25 protein-coding genes and 1 tRNA gene are annotated in these 20135 nt (G+C 39.9%); 19 read left to right on the forward strand and 7 right to left on the reverse strand.

Features of this window, described 5'->3' with window-relative positions; all coding sequences use genetic code 11:
- Positions 1–39: 39 nt before the first annotated feature.
- Positions 40–942 carry a citrulline utilization hydrolase CtlX gene (gene ctlX, locus POV26_RS00695; protein WP_272854695.1) on the reverse strand — a complete coding sequence of 301 codons (903 nt, stop codon included), beginning with the start codon at positions 940–942 and terminating at the stop codon, positions 40–42.
- 148 nt (positions 943–1090) lie between these two features.
- On the opposite strand from ctlX, the gene POV26_RS00700 reads away from it, so the two are divergent.
- Together POV26_RS00700 and POV26_RS00705 are read left to right on the forward strand one after the other, a co-directional pair.
- The gene (locus POV26_RS00700) at positions 1091–1585 is read left to right on the forward strand and encodes a DinB family protein (protein WP_272854574.1); all 495 of its coding nucleotides are present in this window, start codon (positions 1091–1093) and stop codon (positions 1583–1585) included.
- A gap of 58 nt (positions 1586–1643) precedes the next feature.
- Complete coding sequence (locus POV26_RS00705; RefSeq protein WP_272854575.1) at positions 1644–3224, forward strand: T9SS type A sorting domain-containing protein; 1581 nt, start codon at positions 1644–1646, stop codon at positions 3222–3224.
- A 4-nt stretch (positions 3225–3228) separates the two neighbouring features.
- Here POV26_RS00705 and POV26_RS00710 read toward each other — a convergent pair whose 3' ends face one another.
- The 3 genes from POV26_RS00710 to POV26_RS00720 form a co-directional block, all read right to left on the reverse strand.
- Positions 3229–3606 (reverse strand): hypothetical protein, encoded by a 378-nt coding sequence (locus POV26_RS00710; protein ID WP_272854576.1) that lies wholly within the window; start codon positions 3604–3606, stop codon positions 3229–3231.
- 123 nt (positions 3607–3729) lie between these two features.
- The gene (locus POV26_RS00715) at positions 3730–4128 is read right to left on the reverse strand and encodes a rhodanese-like domain-containing protein (RefSeq protein ID WP_272854577.1); all 399 of its coding nucleotides are present in this window, start codon (positions 4126–4128) and stop codon (positions 3730–3732) included.
- 100 nt (positions 4129–4228) lie between these two features.
- Positions 4229–4540: a rhodanese-like domain-containing protein gene (locus tag POV26_RS00720; RefSeq protein ID WP_272854578.1), complete on the reverse strand. Its 312-nt coding sequence runs from the start codon at positions 4538–4540 to the stop codon at positions 4229–4231.
- Positions 4541–4846: 306 nt separating this feature from the next.
- Between POV26_RS00720 and POV26_RS00725 the strand changes: the two genes are divergently transcribed.
- The 11 genes from POV26_RS00725 (at position 4847) to POV26_RS00775 (ending at position 14088) form a co-directional block, all read left to right on the forward strand.
- The gene (locus POV26_RS00725; RefSeq protein ID WP_272854579.1) at positions 4847–6316 is read left to right on the forward strand and encodes an anthranilate synthase component I family protein; all 1470 of its coding nucleotides are present in this window, start codon (positions 4847–4849) and stop codon (positions 6314–6316) included.
- 73 nt (positions 6317–6389) lie between these two features.
- Complete coding sequence (locus tag POV26_RS00730; RefSeq protein ID WP_272854580.1) at positions 6390–7031, forward strand: anthranilate synthase component II; 642 nt, start codon at positions 6390–6392, stop codon at positions 7029–7031.
- A gap of 125 nt (positions 7032–7156) precedes the next feature.
- Complete coding sequence (gene trpD / locus POV26_RS00735; protein WP_272854581.1) at positions 7157–8149, forward strand: anthranilate phosphoribosyltransferase; 993 nt, start codon at positions 7157–7159, stop codon at positions 8147–8149.
- Positions 8150–8234: 85 nt separating this feature from the next.
- Positions 8235–9017 (forward strand): indole-3-glycerol phosphate synthase TrpC, encoded by a 783-nt coding sequence (gene trpC, locus POV26_RS00740; protein ID WP_272854582.1) that lies wholly within the window; start codon positions 8235–8237, stop codon positions 9015–9017.
- A gap of 62 nt (positions 9018–9079) precedes the next feature.
- On the forward strand, positions 9080–9688 hold the full coding sequence (locus tag POV26_RS00745) for a phosphoribosylanthranilate isomerase (RefSeq protein WP_272854583.1): 609 nt from the start codon (positions 9080–9082) through the stop codon (positions 9686–9688).
- 68 nt (positions 9689–9756) lie between these two features.
- Positions 9757–10944, forward strand: a complete 1188-nt coding sequence (gene trpB / locus POV26_RS00750) for a tryptophan synthase subunit beta (RefSeq protein WP_272854584.1) — start codon at positions 9757–9759, stop codon at positions 10942–10944.
- 47 nt (positions 10945–10991) lie between these two features.
- Positions 10992–11768: a tryptophan synthase subunit alpha gene (trpA, locus tag POV26_RS00755; RefSeq protein WP_272854585.1), complete on the forward strand. Its 777-nt coding sequence runs from the start codon at positions 10992–10994 to the stop codon at positions 11766–11768.
- 85 nt (positions 11769–11853) lie between these two features.
- Positions 11854–11982 carry a hypothetical protein gene (locus tag POV26_RS00760; RefSeq protein ID WP_272854586.1) on the forward strand — a complete coding sequence of 43 codons (129 nt, stop codon included), beginning with the start codon at positions 11854–11856 and terminating at the stop codon, positions 11980–11982.
- Complete coding sequence (locus tag POV26_RS00765) at positions 11982–12113, forward strand: 30S ribosomal protein THX (protein ID WP_076692428.1); 132 nt, start codon at positions 11982–11984, stop codon at positions 12111–12113. Before POV26_RS00760 ends, POV26_RS00765 begins: the two co-directional genes overlap by 1 nt.
- Positions 12114–12284: 171 nt before the next feature.
- Complete coding sequence (locus tag POV26_RS00770) at positions 12285–13601, forward strand: hydroxymethylglutaryl-CoA reductase, degradative (RefSeq protein ID WP_272854587.1); 1317 nt, start codon at positions 12285–12287, stop codon at positions 13599–13601.
- Between the two features lie 205 nt (positions 13602–13806).
- Positions 13807–14088 (forward strand): type II toxin-antitoxin system RelE/ParE family toxin, encoded by a 282-nt coding sequence (locus POV26_RS00775; protein ID WP_272854588.1) that lies wholly within the window; start codon positions 13807–13809, stop codon positions 14086–14088.
- Here the strand turns inward: POV26_RS00775 and POV26_RS00780 are convergent.
- Positions 14083–14394 (reverse strand): hypothetical protein, encoded by a 312-nt coding sequence (locus POV26_RS00780; protein WP_272854589.1) that lies wholly within the window; start codon positions 14392–14394, stop codon positions 14083–14085. The two genes, POV26_RS00775 and POV26_RS00780, sit on opposite strands and share 6 nt — an antisense overlap.
- A gap of 48 nt (positions 14395–14442) precedes the next feature.
- Here POV26_RS00780 and POV26_RS00785 point away from each other — a divergent pair, with 48 nt between their 5' ends.
- On the forward strand, positions 14443–15357 hold the full coding sequence (locus POV26_RS00785; protein ID WP_272854590.1) for a GYDIA family GHMP kinase: 915 nt from the start codon (positions 14443–14445) through the stop codon (positions 15355–15357).
- Positions 15358–15441: 84 nt separating this feature from the next.
- Here POV26_RS00785 and POV26_RS00790 read toward each other — a convergent pair whose 3' ends face one another.
- Together POV26_RS00790 and POV26_RS00795 are read right to left on the reverse strand one after the other, a co-directional pair.
- On the reverse strand, positions 15442–15729 hold the full coding sequence (locus tag POV26_RS00790) for a GIY-YIG nuclease family protein (protein ID WP_272854591.1): 288 nt from the start codon (positions 15727–15729) through the stop codon (positions 15442–15444).
- Positions 15730–15780: 51 nt separating this feature from the next.
- A tRNA-Phe gene (locus tag POV26_RS00795) sits at positions 15781–15853 on the reverse strand.
- Between the two features lie 146 nt (positions 15854–15999).
- On the opposite strand from POV26_RS00795, the gene POV26_RS00800 reads away from it, so the two are divergent.
- The 5 genes from POV26_RS00800 to POV26_RS00820 are packed head-to-tail and all read left to right on the forward strand — an operon-like array spanning position 16000 to position 20124.
- Positions 16000–16728: a type III pantothenate kinase gene (locus POV26_RS00800; RefSeq protein ID WP_272854592.1), complete on the forward strand. Its 729-nt coding sequence runs from the start codon at positions 16000–16002 to the stop codon at positions 16726–16728.
- Complete coding sequence (locus POV26_RS00805; protein ID WP_272854593.1) at positions 16728–17966, forward strand: BamG family beta-barrel-assembly machinery protein; 1239 nt, start codon at positions 16728–16730, stop codon at positions 17964–17966. Before POV26_RS00800 ends, POV26_RS00805 begins: the two co-directional genes overlap by 1 nt.
- 25 nt (positions 17967–17991) lie before the next feature.
- Positions 17992–19356, forward strand: coding sequence for a tetratricopeptide repeat protein (locus POV26_RS00810; RefSeq protein WP_272854594.1), 1365 nt, complete (start codon positions 17992–17994; stop codon positions 19354–19356).
- 2 nt (positions 19357–19358) lie between these two features.
- The gene (gene lptC, locus POV26_RS00815) at positions 19359–19937 is read left to right on the forward strand and encodes an LPS export ABC transporter periplasmic protein LptC (RefSeq protein WP_272854595.1); all 579 of its coding nucleotides are present in this window, start codon (positions 19359–19361) and stop codon (positions 19935–19937) included.
- Positions 19927–20124: a hypothetical protein gene (locus POV26_RS00820; protein WP_272854596.1), complete on the forward strand. Its 198-nt coding sequence runs from the start codon at positions 19927–19929 to the stop codon at positions 20122–20124. The genes lptC and POV26_RS00820 overlap by 11 nt, the downstream gene beginning before the upstream one ends.
- Positions 20125–20135 lie beyond the last annotated feature (11 nt).

The following is a 20135-nucleotide window of genomic DNA, read 5'->3' on the forward strand; positions in this document are numbered from 1 at the left end:
AATTGAAAAAAACAAAATGCCTTTTGGGTATTTAGGGGCTTATTCCTTCGGAAGAAACACCTCGGCCATCATACAGCGGGCGCTTCCGCCGCCACAGGTTTCAATGGTAGTAAGGTCGCTGCTCAGGATTTCGCAGTGCTTTTCAATGGCCTCAATTTGTTCTTTGTTTAAGCTTTTATGGGCAGCGGCGCTCATCACCAAATATTTTTTGTCGCGTCCCTGTACTTGGAGCATATTGCCCGCAAAATGGTGCATTTGTGCCTCGGATATTTTAATGATTTCCTTTCCGTCCTTTTTTAGGTGTTGGACCACGTTTTTCTTTTCTGCAGCATCATCAATTGATTCCAAACAAATTACGCAGAATTCCTCTGCAAGACACATCATTACGTTGGTGTGATATATTGGCAACCGTTTGCCGTCCACAGTTTGGTTTGCGGTAAAAATTACTGGCAAGTATTCAAAATCCTCGCAGAATTCAATAAGCAATTCTTCATCAGCGCGAGGTGAAAGTGCGCAATAGGCCTTATGGTTTACACGGTCCAACAACAGGCTGCCGGTACCTTCCAGAAAATAGCCTTCGTCCTCAGCAGGGGTATAATCGTAAATATTGTTGATTTTAAAGCCTTCGTTTTCCAAACGGATCAAAACCTCCTCGCGTCTTTCGCGACGGCGGTTTTCAGCAAACATTGGATACAGGCCTATATCGCCATTTTCGTGAAAACTGATCCAGTTGTTCGGAAAAATGGAGTCTGGCGTGTCCATCCGCAAATCGTCATTCTCGACAATCACGTTTACGCCAACGCTTCGCAATTTTTGCACAAAGGCATCAAACTCTTCCTGTGCTTTAGTATTGATTTCAGCATTTTTAAGGGCGATGTCTTCCTGAAAAAAATTATTGACCGCCGTTTGCTCATTCATTCGGAACGCAACGGGGCGAATCATTAGGATGGTATCTGTGATCTGTTTTGCCAATTGAAGGAATTTTAGGTTGCAAATTTACAGGAATTTCCTGTTGAAAAATGCTTTTGAATGGGTAAATTAGTTGTTCAAAATTAATTTGATTTTTTAAAAACCAAAACATTCAAAAATTATGGATACGCTAAAAAATTTAAAGGACGAACTTACCGAAGAGTACAACACCACCAAAAAATTTCTGAATAATTTTCCAAAGGACAAAAACGATTATGCCCCGCATACAAAAAGTATGAAGTTGATGGATTTAACAACGCATATTGTGGATATTTTCGGTTGGCCGCAGGTTATTTTGAATACCGATTATTTGGATTTTGCCGATGGTTACAATCCGGAAAAAATGGGCGGAAAAGAAGATTTGCTGCAACAATTGGACAAACAGTACAAAGCTGGCATGAAAGCGTTGGAAAATGCGAAAGAAGCAGACTTAAAACCCAATTGGAGCATACGGATGAACGGCCAAAAAATTATGGAATGGAGTAAATACGGCGCCATCAGGCACGGACTGAACCAGATTACCCACCACCGCGCGCAACTGGGCGTTTATTATAGATTGCTAAATATTCCGGTGCCGGGCAGCTATGGGCCTTCGGCGGATTCGCCAAATGGATAAAAAAATTATCTTTTGGAACAATCATAAAATTTTCGCCTTCAAATTAAATAATCGAATAATGTCAAAAAGCAATACAAATTCAATACTGGTTTTATTCACACTCCTATTCTTTCAACTTTCTATTGCACAAGAAGGAGTACTGGATTTAAATTTTGGCGATCAAGGAACAACAAGATTTGCCTATACCGATAAAGGTGCAAGAGCAATGGACATGATCCTTTTGGAGGACAATTCAATAATTTTAGGAATAAATAGTGAGCTTAGACAAAACGGGGCAACATATAATCGTGGGTTTTACATTTATAAATTAACACAAGATGGTGAAATTGATACTACGTTTGGACAAAATGGCCAATTATATTTTCCAAACAACGGAACAAACTCTTCCTATTTCAACTCTATGCTTTTGCAATTTGACGGGAAAATTCTAATAATGGGCTCTATAGAAGGAGAAGGAAAATTAATCAGAATAGACCAAAATGGTGTATTTGATCCATCCTTTGGAATCAATGGAATTCAAGATATGGATAGCGGTTATAGAATTGCGCAACAATTCACGGGCAAAATAATCGTCCAAAGTCAATACTTTGATGGCTACAACAATATGTATCGTTTTTCAAGGCGAAACACGGATGGATCATTGGATACAACATTTGGAAATAATGGCATCCAAATTACCGATGTTACAAATTATCGTTTTGATCTTTGTTTCGCCATTAAAATAGACTGGGAAGACAAAATACTTGCTGGAGGCCCTTCCTATAATAATGGCGATGACTACCATCCCGTTATAACGCGTTTCAACGAAAACGGCACCTTGGACACTTCATTTGGGAACAACGGCACGGTAATTACTACTTTTGGTCCAGAATCAAACTTGGGAGAGGTAGATGATATCGCTATTTTGGGCGATAAAATAATTCTCGGCGGAAACTACCAGTATTACGGCGGAACCGGAGGTTTTGGCGGAATTAAACCAGCAGTTGCAAAATTTAATAATGACGGCACACTAGACCAAACCTTCGGCCAAGGAGGCAAAGTAATTATGGATACTTATTTTGAAGCCAATGATTATCTGAGAAGTATTGCCGTTCAGCGGGACGGAAAGATTTTGTTGGGAGGCGGTGCCTCCATGCCCTATCCTTTTGAACAAACAAATTTTTTCGTAATCAAATTGAACAACGATGGTAGTATTTATTCAGATTTTGGGGATAGTGGAATTTTTATAACCGATTTTGGGGGCTCAGACACAAATTATGTTACCGATTTGGTATTGCAAACAGACAATAAAGTTTTAGCTTTTGGCGTCACCGAAGATGCGAACGATGAACATAGAAACGCAATAGTATGCCGACTGGACAATGAATTTTTAGGCATACCGGATTTATTGGCCGACAATGATATTCAAGTTTATCCAAACCCAACAAAAGGTTATGTGAAAATAAAAAGCAAATACCCAATCAAAAAATTGGAAATTTATAATTTCTTGGGACAGCTTTTAGCCTCTAAATTATATAACAATACTACTCTTGAAAAAGAATTTGACATAAATAAATTCCAAAATGGGATATACACCTTACTGATTTTTTCTGAAGGCGAACGTGTTTTTTCAAAAAGCATAATTAAAAGATCAAATTAAACTTTTATGCACTCAATATGTCATCATTTTCACTGGAATAATCACCATATTCAAATAGCATCTTTTTATAAAAATTATGCTGAAGCTGGCCGTCTTCAAGACAGCCTATTAATGTTTCCTCCAAATCGTTGTAGCCTACCCTATCTGAAATTGCCTCGTTTAGATTATAAAGCCTAACAGGATCTTTGGTCAACGGTTTTGAATTCCAAATGGAAATCAATTTGCTTTGGTAATCAATATTTACATCTATTGAATTGAAGAAAAAATTCAATAGATTTTTATGAAATGCTGCGAATTTTTTTGTGGGACGTTTATCAAAAAGGCAACTTGCGGCAATAAGGGTTTGCATTTCCCGACGTACTTTTTCTTTTCCACTCCCCATAACAAACGTATTTTCTTATTTGAAGATACGATACGTTTGCCTTCATAGATTTCGGAAAGAGGAACTTTAGCGCGAGTTTAACTGTAACGATTCCAAGTAGTTAAAAAAATTAAGAAGAAATAGCTATTTTTCATTCGGAAGCCCATCACTTTCCCAGTGCAGGAAACCCCCTTTCATATCATAAATCTGTTTGAAGCCAACGTCTTTTAAGATCAAAGCTGCTTTTGCACTACGTTTTCCGCTTCGGCAATAAATATAGATTGGTTTTTCCAGATCCAGTTTTTCGACTTCGGTTATAAAATCGGTTTCCAAAACATTGATGTTCAGTGCGTTTTCAAGATGTCCTTCCGCAAATTCTTCAGGCGTGCGAACATCAACCAACTGAACATCTTTTTTGTCTGCCATTGCATCGTGGAATTCCTGTGGCGTCAACACTTGGATTTCCTGCGCAACACTATTGTCTTTGCAAGCGGTGAAAAAAAGTATAACAGTAAGTCCAAAAAGGATCGATAGCTTTTTCATAATATTCTTTTTTAAATAACAATGGTTTAGAACAACGTCGAATTCAGATTTCTATTTCCGGGGTTTTAAAATTTCCAGAGGATGCTATAACAGCACTTTTTTAATTAGTGGTTTCGCCTTTCCATTCCATAATTCCACCTTTTAGGTTGTAGGCGTTTTTTATGCCCACGGAATTTAACAACATACAGGCCTGTCCGCTTCTTCCGCCAGAGCGGCAATACACGTAATAATTTTTTTTAGGATCCAGTTCCTTGGCTTTTTTAAGAAATTCGGCACCGTTATATATGTCTATTTGTATCGCTCCCGGAATGTACCCTTCCTGAAATTCGGCATCGGTACGCACGTCCAGAATTACTGCATTGGTGTCCTTTTCACATTGTTCGCACCATTGTTGTTGGGTTAAATCTGCCATTTTTAAAATAATTTTTTGGTAAAATTAAACATTCTTGACTAAGCAACATGCAATTTCAAAAAAAATTGCAATTCATACAATTTTTAAAAAAATGGTTCTATATTTGAACCTCAAACATGAACAACATTACACAAAATACTTGGTGGTGGAAAAACTTACGGCAAACCTCGTGAGCGGAACACCTGTAGTATAAAATATACGAAAAGGCTTGTCAATCACGACAAGCCTTTTTTTATTTGGGTTCCCGCCGCTGGGCGGGACCGCTTAAATGAAATTGATTTATTCTTTTGAAGCTTTCAATAAACAATGAGAACAAAAAATAAAAAATATCAACTAAAAACATATTCAAAAAAACTGCTGGCAGACACCCTAACCCCCGTTTCGGTGTATTTGCGGTTGCGCGATAAATTCCCGAACAGCCTTTTGCTGGAAAGCAGCGACTATCACGCTAACGACAACAGTTTTAGCTATATCTGCTTTAACCCAATTGCTTCCATAAAAGTGGAAAATGAAACCATTTTTCAGCATTTTCCGGATGGAAAAAGTACAGTAACAGATTTGAAAAGTCCCCCTTCGAAGGGGGATTTAGGGGGATGTTCACAAAGTGTTCCGAATACTTTAGATGAATTTGCCGCGACCTTTTCCATTGAGTACATCAACCCATCCCCCGCCGCGGCGGGGTACCGAGGGGGGCATAACGGCCTTTTCGGTTTTATGGCGTTTGATGCGGTGCGTTATTTTGAAGACATTTCGCTTTCAAAAAAAGAAGAAAATCTTGAAATGCCCGATTTATATTATGCGGTTTACCAAAACATAATAGCGATAAACCATTTCAACAACGAAGCGTATATTTTTGCGCACTGTTTTGAAGCTGAAAATAATATTCCACAGATTGAACAAATTTTAAAATCGAAGAGTTTTGCGGAATATCCCTTTGAAAGAAACGGCGAACGCACTACAAACTTGAACGATGAAGATTTCAAAGCTTTGGTGCGGAAATGCAAAGAGCATTGCCAACGCGGCGATGTATTCCAAATTGTTCCGAGCAAACGGTTTTCACAGAAATTTACGGGCGATGAATTCAACGTTTACAGGGCTTTGCGCAGCGTGAACCCCTCGCCCTATCTTTTCTATTTCGACTACGGAAATTTTAAAATCTTCGGAAGTTCGCCCGAAGCGCAATTGGTCGTAAAAGGAAATACGGCAGAAATCCACCCAATCGCGGGAACCTTTAAACGCACAGGAAACGACGAACAGGACGCCGAACTCGCAAAAAAACTTTCCGAGGACAAAAAGGAAAACAGCGAACACGTAATGTTGGTCGATTTGGCGCGAAACGATTTAAGCCGCCACGGCACGAACGTAAAAGTGGAAACGTACCGAGAGGTTCAGTTTTTTTCGCACGTGATTCATTTGGTGAGTAAAGTTACGGCAACGAAAAACCCTACCGTTTCCACAATGCAAATTGCGGCAGACACCTTTCCCGCAGGAACTTTGAGCGGCGCACCGAAACACAAAGCCCTGCAATTGCTGGAAAAATATGAAAATAGAAGCCGCGAATTTTACGGCGGCGCCATCGGGTTTATGGATTTCAGCGGTAATTTTAATCATGCCATTATCATTCGCTCCTTTGTGAGCAAAAACCATACATTGCATTACCAAGCCGGTGCTGGCGTTGTTTCGGAAAGCGATGAGGAAAACGAATTGCAGGAAGTTTATAACAAATTAGGCGCACTAACAAAAGCGCTGGAATTGGCTGAAACGATAGCCCCCTAACCCTTGCCTACGTGCCACTTCGGCAGGCAGGCCCAAAGGGGAATTAATACGGTATTTAATGGAAAGTAAAAATATGAATAAAAATAACGAACAATCTCCCTCCCCTTCGGGGAGGGCCGGGGTGGGGCTGAAAATATTAGTAATAGATAATTACGACAGTTTTGTGTACAACCTCGTCCATTATTTAGAGGAATTGGATTGCGAGGTAACCGTAAAACGGAACGATAAATTTTATTTGGAAGAAGTAGAAAATTACGACAAAATCCTGCTTTCTCCCGGTCCCGGAATTCCCGATGAAGCAGGATTATTGAAAGAAGTAATCCAAAAATACGCAGCTTCAAAACCAATTTTTGGCGTCTGTTTGGGGCAACAGGCCATTGGCGAAGTTTTCGGCGGCAAGTTGGAAAACCTCAGCAAGGTTTTTCACGGCGTTGCAACGACAGCGACAATTTTAAAGAAAGACGAACCCCTTTTTAAGGGAATTGATAAGGAATTTGAAATAGGCCGTTACCACAGTTGGGTGGTTTCAAAGGAAGATTTTCCGGAGGTTTTGGAAATCACTTCCGTAGATGAAAACGGGCAAATTATGTCCCTTCGCCATAAATTTTATGATGTTTGCGGAGTACAATTTCACCCTGAAAGTGTGCTGACGCCAATGGGGAAACAGATTATTAAAAATTGGATAAAAGCCCCCTCACCCCCGAAGGGGGAATAGTGTGCGGTATTTAGTACAGTTGGCAGTAAATCCAACTAAACTTTTAAACTCCTAAACTTATAAACTCATCGACTCAAATAGAAGATGAACTAAAAACAAAAGATACCCGCCTTCGCGGGCATGATATGAAACAGATTTTAAACAGATTAATAAACCACGAACAACTCAGCAAAACTGAGGCTCGAACTGTTCTTGTAAACATTTCCGAAGGGAAATACAACCAAAGCCAGATAGCCGCTTTTTTAACGGTTTACATGATGCGGAATGTGAGTTTGGAAGAACTGGAAGGCTTTCGCGATGCTTTGTTGGATTTGTGTTTGGCGGTTGATTTCAGCGATTATAACACCATCGATTTATGTGGCACGGGTGGCGACGGAAAGAATACGTTTAATATTTCAACATTGGCTTCATTTGTTACGGCTGGTGCGGGAATAAAAGTTACAAAACACGGCAATTACGGGGTTTCATCCGTTAGCGGAAGCAGTAATGTGATGGAAGCGTTAGGCATAAAATTCAGTAATGAAAAGGATTTTTTAAAGCGTTGTTTGGACGAAGCGGGAATCTGCGTTCTGCATGCGCCCCTCTTCCATCCTGCGATGAAAAACGTTGCACCAATCCGCAAGGAACTGGGCGTAAAAACTTTTTTCAATATGCTCGGGCCAATGGTAAATCCAGCGTTTCCGAAGAATCAATTAGTTGGAGTTTTCGATTTGGAGCTCGCAAGGATGTACGGCTATCTCTATCAAAAAAACGAGAAAAATTACGCCGTGCTGCATGCGATGGACGGCTACGATGAAATTTCGCTTACGGGGCCTGTAAAAGTGATTTCAAAAGCCTCCGAAAAGATTTTGAATGCAGAAGATTTCGGAGTGAAGCAGGTTGAGGAATCTGAAATATTCGGTGGCGAAACGGTAAAAGCTTCCGCTGAAATATTTTTGGATATTTTAAACGGAAATGGCACCGAAGCCCAAAATAACGTGGTCTGCGCGAATGCCGGAATGGCTATTTCAGTAGTTGAAAATTGCACGATAAAAGAAGGTTTTGAAAAAGCAAAGGAATCGTTAGAATCTGGCAAAGCTTTGAAATCATTGAAGATATTGCAGCAAATATCCAATTGAATCAAGAAACAAGAAACAAGAAACAAGAAACACGACTCACGACTCACGACTCACGACTCACGACTCACGACTCACGACTATAAATATGACAATTTTAGATAACATAACAGCCTACAAACAAAAAGAAGTTGCCGCAAAAAAGGACGCAATCCCAATTCGTTTACTCGAAAAATTTCCACTTTTTGCAAAGGAAACCAAATCATTGGCGGAAGCGTTGCGAATTTCCACAACGGGAATTATCGCCGAACACAAGCGCCGCTCGCCCAGCAAATCGGTGATTAACGAGCGGGTTTTGTTGCCCGAAGTGGTTTCGGGCTATGAAAATGCCGGGGCAAAGGGAATTTCGGTTTTAACGGATTCCAACTTTTTTGGCGGTTCGCTCGATGATCTTTTGGTTGCTGAAAAAACGGTTTCCATTCCGATTCTTCGGAAGGAATTCATCATCGATCCCTATCAGATTTACGAAGCGAAAGCATATGGCGCCGATGCAATTTTGTTGATTGCGGCTTGCCTTTCGGCAGAGGAACTGAAACAGTTTTCGTTTTTGGCAAAAAGCTTAAAACTCGATGTTTTATTGGAGGTCCACAATTTTGAAGAGCTTCAAAAATCACTTTTGCCCAATGTGGATATGATTGGCGTGAACAACCGGAACTTGAAAAATTTCAAGTTGAATATCGACATCAGCAAAAAACTGTCCGAAGAAATTCCGGCCGATTTCGTGAAAATTTCCGAAAGCGGAATCAGCGATGTGGAAACCATAAAAGAGTTGAGAGCCTACGGTTTTGAAGGGTTTTTGATTGGTGAACATTTTATGAAAACCGAAAATCCCGGCGAAACCGCAAAACAATTTATAACGAAATTAAGATGAAGATAAATAAACAAACTCCCTCCCCTTCGGGGAGGGCTGGGGTGGGGCTGAAAATTTGCGGAATGAAACACAATATTGCCGAAGTGGCCACACTTCAGCCCGATTATTTGGGCTTTGTTTTTTACGAGAAAAGTCCACGTTATTTTGACGGAGAAATTCCTGCGTTACCGCCGCGAATAAAGAAAGTCGGGGTTTTTGTGGATGAAAAGATTTCAAAAGTGATTGATTTGTGCAAAAAATATGCTTTGGATGTAATCCAGCTTCACGGTAACGAAACGAAAGAATATGTCCTCGACTTGCAGGGCTATCTTACCTTGCTTTATCCCGATGTGCTGGTGTGGAAGGCTTTTAGCGTTGACGAAGAATTCGATTTCAGCGAAATAAAAATTTTTGAAAATAAAGTGGATGCATTTCTTTTTGACACAAAAGGCAAAGAAAAAGGTGGCACCGGAAAAACCTTTGATTGGGAAATTTTAAAAAAGTATCCATCGAAAAAACCTTTCATTCTTAGTGGTGGAATTGGTTTGGAAGAAGTTGATCCATTGAGAGAACTGCTAAAAACAGATCTTCCCATACACGCAATTGATGTGAACAGTAGGTTTGAAACTGAGCCGGGGAGGAAGGATGTTTTAGCATTGACATCATTCATAGAACTGTTGAAACACGACTGAAATGACCCACGACTCACGACTAAATACTCATTAATAATTACTCAATCTTGAATTTTAAACTTTGAATTTTGAATAAAAAATATAACGTAAACGAAAAGGGTTATTACGGCGATTTTGGCGGCGCGTATATTCCCGAAATGCTGTACCCAAATGTGGAGGAACTCAGACAGAACTATTTGAAAATAATGGCCGAGGAATCTTTTCAAAAGGAATTCCGACAACTGCTGAAAGATTACGTGGGGCGGCCAACGCCGCTTTATTTTGCGAAGCGTCTTTCGGAAAAATACAGTACAAAAATTTACTTAAAACGCGAAGACCTTTGCCATACGGGAGCCCATAAAGTGAACAACACCATCGGGCAAATTTTAATGGCAAAACGATTGGGCAAAACCCGAATTATTGCCGAAACCGGCGCCGGACAACACGGCGTAGCGACCGCAACCGTGTGTGCTTTGATGGGTTTGGAATGCATCGTTTTTATGGGCGAAATCGACATAAAACGCCAAGCGCCAAACGTAGCCCGAATGAAAATGCTAGGCGCAAAAGTGGTTCCCGCAACAAGTGGAAGCAAAACTTTGAAAGATGCTACAAACGAAGCCATCCGCGATTGGATAAACAATCCTTTGGACACACATTATATTATCGGCAGCGTGGTTGGCCCACATCCGTACCCCGATATGGTGGCGCGGTTTCAAAGTGTGATTTCCGAAGAAATAAAAAAGCAGCTGAATGAAAAAGAAGGACGCAAAAACCCAGACTTTGTGGTTGCCTGTGTGGGTGGCGGAAGTAACGCGGCCGGTGCTTTTTATCACTATTTGAACGAACCCGAAGTTGGAATAATCGCCGTGGAAGCCGCCGGAAAGGGAATTGACAGTGGCGAGAGCGCCGCAACCTCGGCTTTGGGAAAAGTGGGAATTATCCACGGCAGCAAAACGCTGTTGATGCAAACTGCCGATGGGCAAATTACAGAACCCTATTCTATTTCCGCAGGTTTAGACTACCCTGGAGTTGGCCCAATGCACGCCAATCTTTTTGCCAGCGGTCGCGGTGAGTTTATTTCGATAACCGATGACGAAGCGATGCGGGCCGGACTGGAACTCTGCAAACTGGAAGGCATTATTCCCGCCATTGAAAGCAGCCACGCACTCGCGATTTTTGAAACCAGAAAATTCAAAAAAGATGATGTGGTTGTAGTGAACTTGAGCGGACGTGGAGATAAAGACCTCGATACGTATATTAAATATTTTAATCTGTAATTGAGACCTCACAGGTTTTTGAAACCTGTGAGGTCTATTTCTATATTATGAACAGAATTCAAAGTAAACTTTCAGAAGACAACCTGCCTGCCAAACTGCTTTCCATATATTTCACCGCAGGCTATCCAAAATTAAACGACACGGTGGAAATACTTCAGCAATTGGAAAAAAGTGGAGTCGATTTTGTAGAAATCGGTTTGCCCTTTAGCGACCCTTTGGCGGATGGGCCTACCATTCAAGCCAGTTCGCAAATTGCATTGAAAAATGGAATGACTACCGATTTGCTTTTTCAGCAACTAAAAAATATTCGGAAAACGGTTTCCATGCCGCTGATTTTGATGGGATATTTCAATCCCGTGCTTCAATTCGGGATCGAAAATTTCTGCCGAAAATGTGCTGAAGTCGGCATTGACGGCTTGATTCTTCCCGATCTTCCTTTAGCAGAATTCGAAGAAAATTATGCCGAAATTTTCAGAAAATACAATCTTATAAACATCTTTTTGATAACGCCACAAACTTCGGAAGAACGCATCCGGCAGATTGACGCAGCTTCCGAAGGCTTTATTTATATGGTGAGCAGCGCGAGTGTTACCGGAAGCTCTTCAGGTTTTGGGGAGAAACAGGAAGCTTATTTTAAAAGAATTGCTTCGCTTTCACTTAAAAATCCACAAATTATTGGGTTTGGAATAAACAATTCGGAAACATTTCAGCAAGCAACAAAACATGCCAAAGGGGCAATCATTGGCAGTGCCTTTATAAAAATGCTTTCGGAAGAAGGAATAGCCGGAATTTCAGCATTTATAAGCGCTATCCGCAAGGTTTAACCATTCTTTAGCAAGGGTTTAAGGGAATTTGTGATTTGGTTTTTCTATTTTAGAGGTTCAATTAAAAACGAAAAATAGAACTATTATGGAAAAGAAATTTGAAAGAAAAACAGAACAGAAAAATCCCACGAACCCAACGGGAAATACCAATCAAAAGACCAATGAGTTTGACATAGATGAGAAAACCATCAAAAAACAACAAAACAAGAAGTAATGGGCAAAGGTGACAAAAAAACAAAACGGGGCAAGATTAGCATTGGCAGTTTCGGCAAATTAAGGCCGAAACGAAAAAAATTTAACGTGCGCCCAAAACCAACCAAGGACGCCCAAATTAAAGAAACTTAAAATAGATTGATTTTCGTTTTAAGTTGAATAAAAAGGTTTTTGAGAACAGATTTTAGTTCTTAAAAACCTTTTTTAATGCCAATAATCGTCAATAAAACAATTTTTTTAGGAATTCCCCCTGCAAGGGCTAGGGGGCTTCACTATCTTTGCAACCAAATGATATTTACGTAAATGAACCAACCCGTTTCAGGATTTTCAAAAAAAACAAAGCAGGAAAAGATTGATTGGCTTGCAGAAAATTACCTGCAAAACAATCCTGATGCCGTGCAAATCCTAAAAAAGTATTGGAATGAAGATGCCCAACTGCAGCAGCTTCACGACGATTTTATAGAAAATACACTCTCCAACTACTATTTGCCCTTTGGCATTGCGCCCAACTTTTTAATCAACGGAAAACTCTTCGCATTGCCGATGGTTACCGAAGAAAGCTCGGTGGTTGCAGCTGCCAGCAATGCCGCAAAATTTTGGCTTGAACGCGGCGGATTTAAGGCGGAAGTGTTTTCCACTGAAAAAAATGGTCAAATCCATTTCAATTTCTACGGAAGTGAAAAAAGTATCGAAGCATTTTTTGAAGCAGTAAAACCGAAACTTCGCGAGAGCATCCAATCCATCGAAAAAAACATGAAAGCCCGTGGCGGCGGACTTTTGGAGCTTTCTTTAGTAGATAAATCGCATATTCTCGATGGCTATTTTTACATTCACGCCACTTTTGAAACGCTGGATGCCATGGGCGCCAATTTTATAAACAGTTGTTTGGAGCAAATGGCACATACGTTTGAGGAGGAAGCGAAGCATTTTGAACCTTTTCAGCAAAAGGAAACCTATCCCGACGTGGTGATGAGTATCCTTTCAAACTATGTTCCCGAATGTTTGGTGCGTGCCGAGGTGAGCTGTAAAGTAGAGGAATTGACTACCAAACATTACGACGGAAAGCAGTTTGCTGAGAAATTTGTCCGTGCCATTGACATCGCAAAAACCGAAAGCCGCCGCGCAGTGACCCATAATAAAGGCATTATGAACGGGGTTGACGCAGTTGTTTTGGCAACGGGAAATGACTTCCGCGCGGTGGAAGCCGGGGTTCACGCCTATGCTGCCCGAAACAGCTATTACGGCAGTTTGACGCACGCAAAAATCGAGGATGATGTTTTCACTTTTTGGATTGAATTGCCATTGGCCGTTGGAACTGTTGGCGGGTTGACATCACTCCACCCATTGACAAAACTGGCTTTTGAAATCCTCCAGAAACCAAATGCCAAGGAGTTGATGAAGATTATGGCCGTTGCCGGGCTTGCGCAAAACTTCGCCGCTGTTCGGTCGTTGGTTACCACGGGCATTCAAAAAGGCCATATGAAAATGCACTTGATGAATATTTTGAACCAGTTGCAGGCTTCCAAGAAAGAAAAGGAAAAGGCGATGGAGCATTTTATGAAAAATACCATTTCGCACAGTGCCGTTGTGGATTTTTTGGAAGAACTCAGGAAACATTAACAAACTTTGCGCCTTTGCGACTTTGCGTGCAAATTTATCTCGCAAAGACGCGAAGAACTACAGAAATGAAAAACAGCTATCCCAGCAACGGAAAATTATTGCTCACGCGCCAGTATGTGGTGCTTGACGGCGCAACAGCTTTGGCCATTGAGAAAACCAAACCTTAAGTAAATAGTGTGAAAATTGATTGACCATTTACAAAACTATGGAAATTATTTGGACAGATTTGGCTTTTTATAGTTATGACAGGAACGTTGAGTATCTTTTGGGCGAATGGTCAAGGGAAGTTACGCTAAAATTCATATTTAAAGTCGAGGAAGCAGAAAAATTACTGATTAAAAACCCAAATTTAGGAAGGTTTGATGAAGAATTAAACCTTCACAAGTTATTGATTGTGAAACAGATTTACCTCTTTTACGAATTAGAGGGGAACCATATAATTTTTATCGATTTTTGGAATAATTTTCAGAAACCGTATTGGTTATAATTTATATTTTTCTTTGATAAAATCCCTTACCTCCTTACTTGTTTTGGTTCTTCCTTCACGGTAATCTTGCCTACCTCTTTCAATATTTTCCAGCATTTCATTTTTATAAACTTCTTTCGGAAATAATAGGGCGGTTAAAATTTCTACCTCATGGCTCGTAAAGGCATTTTCCCTTAATTTTCGGTACATAGTAGGTTTACTGATATTTAATTTATTCACAAAAAAATCGAGTTTATAATCCGAATTTTCAATTAACTTTGGCAAACTTTCTATATAAGAATTATATTCTTTAACCAATGCTATCATAATTTAATACTATTTCGTTTAAATAATTTATCAAATTTAATCATAATTTTGAAAAAATCATTCCACAGTAACGGAAAATTATTGCTCACCGGCGAGTACGTGGTGCTGGACGGTGCAACAGCTTTGGCCATTCCCACAAAATATGGGCAGTCTTTGGAAGTTTCCGTTTCAGAAAAAGAAGGAATTCACTGGAAAAGCTTCGATGAAAAAGGAACGGTTTGGTTTGAGGATTTCTTCGACTTAAAAACTCTTGAAGGTAAAAACCAGCGGAGTGAACTTTCCAAAACACTTTCAAAAATAATTGTAGAGGCCAAAAAGCTGAATCCAGATTTTCTGTCACATAATGAAGGAATTTTAGCTGAAACCCAGTTAGACTTTCCGCGCAATTGGGGTTTGGGCACCTCATCAACCTTGATAAGCAACATTGCACAATGGGCAGAAGTGGATGGTTTCGCTTTGCTCGCCAACAGTTTTGGCGGAAGCGGGTACGATATTGCCGCCGCACAAAGTGACGCTCCTATTTTATATGAATTAAACCACGGAACCCCAGAATTCAAAAAAATAAAGCTGCCGTGGAACTTTACCGATTCCTTATTTTTTGTGCATTTGAATGAAAAGCAGGACAGCAAAGAAGGTATTGCGCGCTACAGAAATACTTCGGCAGAAGAAAAAAATATTCAAAGAATTTCAGACATCAGCAATAAATTGTTGGCTTGTGATTCGCTTTCAGATTTTGAAAAATTGATGGATGCACACGAGGAAACTATTTCAGAAATTATAAATCTTCCAACGATTAAATCAAAACTTTTTAAGGATTTTCCTGGAACTATCATAAGTCTGGGCGCTTGGGGCGGCGATTTTGTTTTGGTTACGGGCGATGTTTCTGATATGGATTATTTCAAGAAAAAAGGGTTTGGAACAGTTATTCCTTTTGATGAAATGATTCTGAAAACAACTTCTTAAGAAAAGGTTATAAAACAAAAATCCCCAAACAGAAACCGTTCGGGGATTAAATGTGGTGCCTCCAACCCCGAAGCCTCGGGGGAACTAGGGACAGTTTCTTCTTAAAATATCTTTTAAAATTTCAGGATTGGCAATCACTTTCCTTAAAAAAGCACGACTTTTCATTTTTTTGATGAACTTTTCAAGAAACAAAGCTTCATTCCTATCTGAGCATTGGTAGCTGACTAGCACTTTCCAATCATTTGCGTTTTTGGTAAAATTATTTTTAAAATAATTATTATTGTGCTGGTGAACCCTAATCGCTAAATCTTGAGTTTCTCCAACATAATGCTTATCGACCGTTCGTGAATAAATAATGTATAGATAATGCATAATCCATATTAAACAAAAATCCCCAAACAGAAACCGTTCGGGGATTAAATGTGGTGCCTCCAAGAATCGAACTAGGGACACACGGATTTTCAGTCCGTTGCTCTACCAACTGAGCTAAGGCACCATTATTGAGACGGCAAATATAAAGCTATTTTCGTTTTTGCAAAACAATAATTAAAAAAATAAAAAAGATAATCCATACCCAATTTAATAAGGCATTAACAATTACTTGCTGCTTCAAGTTGTATTTTTAACCCCTCAACAAAAAAAATGAATCTCACAATTGATGTAGGGAACACCCTAATAAAGCTTGGAGTGTTCGATTCCGGAAAACTCAAGCTGAAAAAAACGTGCCTAAAAAAAGATTTTTTGCACACGCTTGCCGAAATTTCAGAAGCTTTTCCCGCTATTCAGAAATGTATTATCTCTTCGGTAGCGAATCTTTCAGAACATCAATCAATAAAGCTACAGCATCAATTTGACGTTCTGATTTTAAACCATCAAACTAAAATTCCATTTACCAATAAATATGAAACACCGAATACTCTGGGTATAGACCGGATTGCCCTAGTAAGCGCGGCGGCCGAGCAATATGCTGGCAAAAATGTTTTGGTGATCGACGCAGGGACCTGTATTACGTATGATTTCTTAAATTCGAAAAGCGAATACTTGGGCGGGGCTATTTCTCCAGGCATTTCGCTTCGCTATAAAGCTTTGCATACGTTTACCGAAAAATTACCGTTACTGGAGGCAAGCAATCCAAATTTATATATAGGAAACAATACCGCAACCTCCATCCATTCAGGAGTGGTGAACGGTGTTTTGTACGAAATAGATGGCTATATAAGTGAGTATAAGAAAAATTACGACAATTTAACAGTTATTTTAACAGGTGGGGACGGACATTTTTTGCGAGATAGCATAAAAAATGACATCTTTGCCAACTCAAATTTTTTATTGGAGGGATTGAACCATATTTTAGAATATAACAAACATTGATGTTTAGAAAAATAGTAATTGGTTTATTTATACTTATAACCAGTATCGCCTTTGCCCAGGAAGGAACCACCTCTCCTTATTCTTTTTATGGTATCGGGTCGTTAAAATTTCGGGGAACTGCCGAAAGCAGATCTATGGGAGGCATAGGTGTTTTCTCGGACAGCATCCACTTAAATCTTCAGAATCCTGCTGCCTACGGAGGCCTGCGACTGATCAACTTTTCCGTGGGAGGGAGCCATCAAGCCCTAAAACAAAAAAACGACATCGAAAGTCAAAACACTTCCGCTTCAACGCTCGATTACTTGGCAATGGGTATTCCTATGGGTAAATTCGGAATGGGTTTCGGGATGCTTCCCTATACTTCCGTGGGCTATGATTTTTATTCCGAATTACCCGACGGCATTACACAATACACAGGAAATGGGGGCCTAAACAAAGCATTCCTTTCCCTGGCATATCAAGTAACACCTGAACTGAGCCTTGGTGCGGATGCCAATTATAATTTTGGCAAAATTGAAAACACGGCTGTTACCCAAAAATCAGAACTTCAATACGGAACCCGCGTTGTCAATAGATCAAACCTGTCAGGTTTCACTTTTAATTTTGGAGCGTTGTATAAAAGAATGGTTACCGAAAACCTTGAGCTTTCCGGATCTTTCACTTTTACACCCGGCACAAACATTAACTCAGAAAACCTCCGAAGGACGGGAAGTGTGTCCATACTTCCTTCCGGTATATATGAAGTTGATGAAAGAGAAGTACCCGTGCCCGATACAGAATTCAACTTTCCTTCACAAGTTACATTTGGGGTTGGGCTAAGCAAACCAAAATATTGGGGGCTTGGAGTAGAATATGTAAACCAAAAAACTAGTAATTTTACAAACCGTTCTTTTACCAGCGAAAACGTAACCTATAAAAATGCTTCCAAATATAATGTGGGAGGTTTTTATATTCCCAATTACAACTCTTTCGGAGAATATTATAAAAGAGTCGTTTACCGCGCCGGAGCACGATATGAGCAAACAGGCTTAAGTGTCGATGGGCACGACATAGATGAGTTTGGCATATCTTTTGGAGTTGGGTTACCCATCGGACGATTATTCTCCAATATGAACTTAGGTTTTGAATATGGAAGCCGCGGAACCACAGACTATGGTTTGATAAAAGAAAACTTTTTCAATATATATTTAAGTTTCTCATTAAACGACCGTTGGTTCGAAAAAAGATTATATGATTAAGATTAATACTACTAATAACAATACCATGAAAACAAAATTCATTTTATTATTTACCCTTGCACTCCTTTCTATTTCTGCAAAATCTTTTGCACAAGCACCGGATGACTGTACAATTTTAATGTCCTATTTTACAGAACAGGCCAAAATAAAAAACTACGAGGCAGCGCTTCCACACTACGAAAACCTAATAAAAGACTGTCCAAATTACAATCTTGCCATCTACCAATACGGCATTAAAATGTTTGAATATTTTGTTGAAGAAAAAGGTGATAAAAGCAAAATAAACGATCTTATTAAAGCCTATCAATTGCGATTAGAAAACTTTCCAGAGCAAACTAAGGAAGGTGAAGTTCTTTCAACTATTGCCCAAATAAAATTTGACAACAACATTGGCACAAAAGCGGAACAGTTCAAGGCTTTTGACGAAGCTTTCAAAAAAGATCCAGAAAACTTTACCAGTGGGAAAAGTCTGTATGCCTATTTCTCTTTGGCAGTAGATCTTTTTAATGATGGCCAAAAAGATATTCAGGAAATCTTTGACCTATATGATGTGGTGATAAACAAAATAGACACCGAAAAAAACAGTCTTGCATCAAAACTTACTCCTTTAATGGATAAAGAAGAAGCAGGCACCACCCTTACCGATAAAGAAAAACGCGCCAAAGAAGTTTATGAAAACAACTTAGGTGTTTATGCAACGGTTGAAGAAAGCGTTAACGGAAAATTAGGCCAATTGGCAGATTGTCCTAACCTTATCCCGCTTTATGAAAAAGACTACGAGCAGAAAAAGAACGACATTGAATGGTTGAAAGGCGCCAGCAACAGACTGGATGCGAAAGATTGCGAAAGCCCGCTATCAAACAAACTGGCAGTGCGTCTTCACGAATTGGAACCAAGTTCTACCTCTGCCTACCTTTTAGGGAAACAAGCCGAAGCTGAGGGAAAAGCCTCCCAAGCCTTGGAATATTTCAACCAAGCCGCAGAGCTTGAAAAAGACAATTCAAAGAAAGCACGTATCTATTATAGTATTGCTGAAAACTACCGCAAAAAAGGAAGCTTTGGCACTGCGAGAACCTATTACAACAAGATGCTTGAGGTAAAGCCATCAGCAGGGATAGCCTATTATAAAATTGGCGCAATGTACGCAGACAGCGCAAACAACTGTGGCTCCACGGTCTTTGAAAAAAGAGCCATGTACTGGTTAGCTGCAGATATGATGGACAAAGCAGCACGTGTAGATGGCACAATTGCCGGAAATGCAAGATCAGCCGCAAGCTCCTATAGAGCCCGTGCGCCTCAGGCGAGCGATATCTTTTCTGAAGGTATGGCCGGCAAAACAGTTAAATTCAACTGTTGGGTTGGCGGAAGCGTAAGAGTTCCTAACTTATAAGAATGCACACCCCTCTAAATATGTTTAAAAGCGTGATGGCCCTGGTATTGGCCATCACGCTTTTTGCATGTGAGAGCAATTACCAAAACGTAAAAAGACTGAGCCTTTCTGACGGCGCTCCCATTGCCGAAGGAAAGGGCATCAATTTTAAATATACAGATTCGGGGAAATTGGTGACCAATCTCTTGGCCGATAAATTGCTCGATTATTCAAACCTGGAATTTCCCTATAAAGAATTTCCCGAGGGAATCGAAGTTCACTTTTGGGACGAAAACGACAAAAAAAACATCGTGACCGCAGATTACGCAATCCAGTTCGACAAAAGTGGCTTGGTAGATTTGCGCCAAAACGTGGTAGTGGTAACAGCAGATAGCGTTGTTTTGAAAGCCAACCAGCTGTATTGGGACCAAAAAAACAAATGGGTCTTCACAGACCAGCCCTATCAAATAAAATTTAAGGACGGTTCCTATAACGATGGCGCCGTAGGATTTGACAGTAGTGAAGATTTCACTACCTTTCTGTCCAGAAAAAACCAAGGAGTACAACTAGTTGACAAAACCAAACCAGAAGATGTTAAATAAAGTATATCGTTTTTTTGAATATGCATACCTTATAATTGCAATATTTTTTGCCTACGAAGCAATAAACAACTGGAGCACAGAGCGAAACCGCGCCTATCTCTTCATCTTTTTTGTGGCAGTTGCTATCTTTATGTTTTTCTTTAAAAGAAATTTCAGAAAGAAAATGGAGGAACGAAATAAAAATTAGCTATGAGCCGT

The sequence above is a fragment of the Aequorivita todarodis genome, from assembly GCF_028561335.1.
In the GTDB taxonomy this organism is placed as follows: domain Bacteria; phylum Bacteroidota; class Bacteroidia; order Flavobacteriales; family Flavobacteriaceae; genus Aequorivita; species Aequorivita todarodis.

Bases quoted from the DNA above. Each gene is read 5' to 3' on its own strand.
- ctlX (WP_272854695.1), bottom strand. From the start codon at position 942: ATGATTCGCCCCGTTGCGTTCCGAATGAATGAGCAAACGGCGGTCAAT.
- POV26_RS00700 (WP_272854574.1), top strand. From the start codon at position 1,091: ATGGATACGCTAAAAAATTTAAAGGACGAACTTACCGAAGAGTACAAC.
- POV26_RS00705 (WP_272854575.1), top strand. From the start codon at position 1,644: ATGTCAAAAAGCAATACAAATTCAATACTGGTTTTATTCACACTCCTA.
- POV26_RS00710 (WP_272854576.1), bottom strand. From the start codon at position 3,606: ATGGGGAGTGGAAAAGAAAAAGTACGTCGGGAAATGCAAACCCTTATT.
- POV26_RS00715 (WP_272854577.1), bottom strand. From the start codon at position 4,128: ATGAAAAAGCTATCGATCCTTTTTGGACTTACTGTTATACTTTTTTTC.
- POV26_RS00720 (WP_272854578.1), bottom strand. From the start codon at position 4,540: ATGGCAGATTTAACCCAACAACAATGGTGCGAACAATGTGAAAAGGAC.
- POV26_RS00725 (WP_272854579.1), top strand. From the start codon at position 4,847: ATGAGAACAAAAAATAAAAAATATCAACTAAAAACATATTCAAAAAAA.
- POV26_RS00730 (WP_272854580.1), top strand. From the start codon at position 6,390: ATGAATAAAAATAACGAACAATCTCCCTCCCCTTCGGGGAGGGCCGGG.
- trpD (WP_272854581.1), top strand. From the start codon at position 7,157: ATGAAACAGATTTTAAACAGATTAATAAACCACGAACAACTCAGCAAA.
- trpC (WP_272854582.1), top strand. From the start codon at position 8,235: ATGACAATTTTAGATAACATAACAGCCTACAAACAAAAAGAAGTTGCC.
- POV26_RS00745 (WP_272854583.1), top strand. From the start codon at position 9,080: ATGAAACACAATATTGCCGAAGTGGCCACACTTCAGCCCGATTATTTG.
- trpA (WP_272854585.1), top strand. From the start codon at position 10,992: ATGAACAGAATTCAAAGTAAACTTTCAGAAGACAACCTGCCTGCCAAA.
- POV26_RS00760 (WP_272854586.1), top strand. From the start codon at position 11,854: ATGGAAAAGAAATTTGAAAGAAAAACAGAACAGAAAAATCCCACGAAC.
- POV26_RS00765 (WP_076692428.1), top strand. From the start codon at position 11,982: ATGGGCAAAGGTGACAAAAAAACAAAACGGGGCAAGATTAGCATTGGC.
- POV26_RS00770 (WP_272854587.1), top strand. From the start codon at position 12,285: ATGAACCAACCCGTTTCAGGATTTTCAAAAAAAACAAAGCAGGAAAAG.
- POV26_RS00775 (WP_272854588.1), top strand. From the start codon at position 13,807: ATGGAAATTATTTGGACAGATTTGGCTTTTTATAGTTATGACAGGAAC.
- POV26_RS00780 (WP_272854589.1), bottom strand. From the start codon at position 14,394: ATGATAGCATTGGTTAAAGAATATAATTCTTATATAGAAAGTTTGCCA.
- POV26_RS00790 (WP_272854591.1), bottom strand. From the start codon at position 15,729: ATGCATTATCTATACATTATTTATTCACGAACGGTCGATAAGCATTAT.
- POV26_RS00800 (WP_272854592.1), top strand. From the start codon at position 16,000: ATGAATCTCACAATTGATGTAGGGAACACCCTAATAAAGCTTGGAGTG.
- POV26_RS00805 (WP_272854593.1), top strand. From the start codon at position 16,728: ATGTTTAGAAAAATAGTAATTGGTTTATTTATACTTATAACCAGTATC.
- POV26_RS00810 (WP_272854594.1), top strand. From the start codon at position 17,992: ATGAAAACAAAATTCATTTTATTATTTACCCTTGCACTCCTTTCTATT.
- lptC (WP_272854595.1), top strand. From the start codon at position 19,359: ATGCACACCCCTCTAAATATGTTTAAAAGCGTGATGGCCCTGGTATTG.
- POV26_RS00820 (WP_272854596.1), top strand. From the start codon at position 19,927: ATGTTAAATAAAGTATATCGTTTTTTTGAATATGCATACCTTATAATT.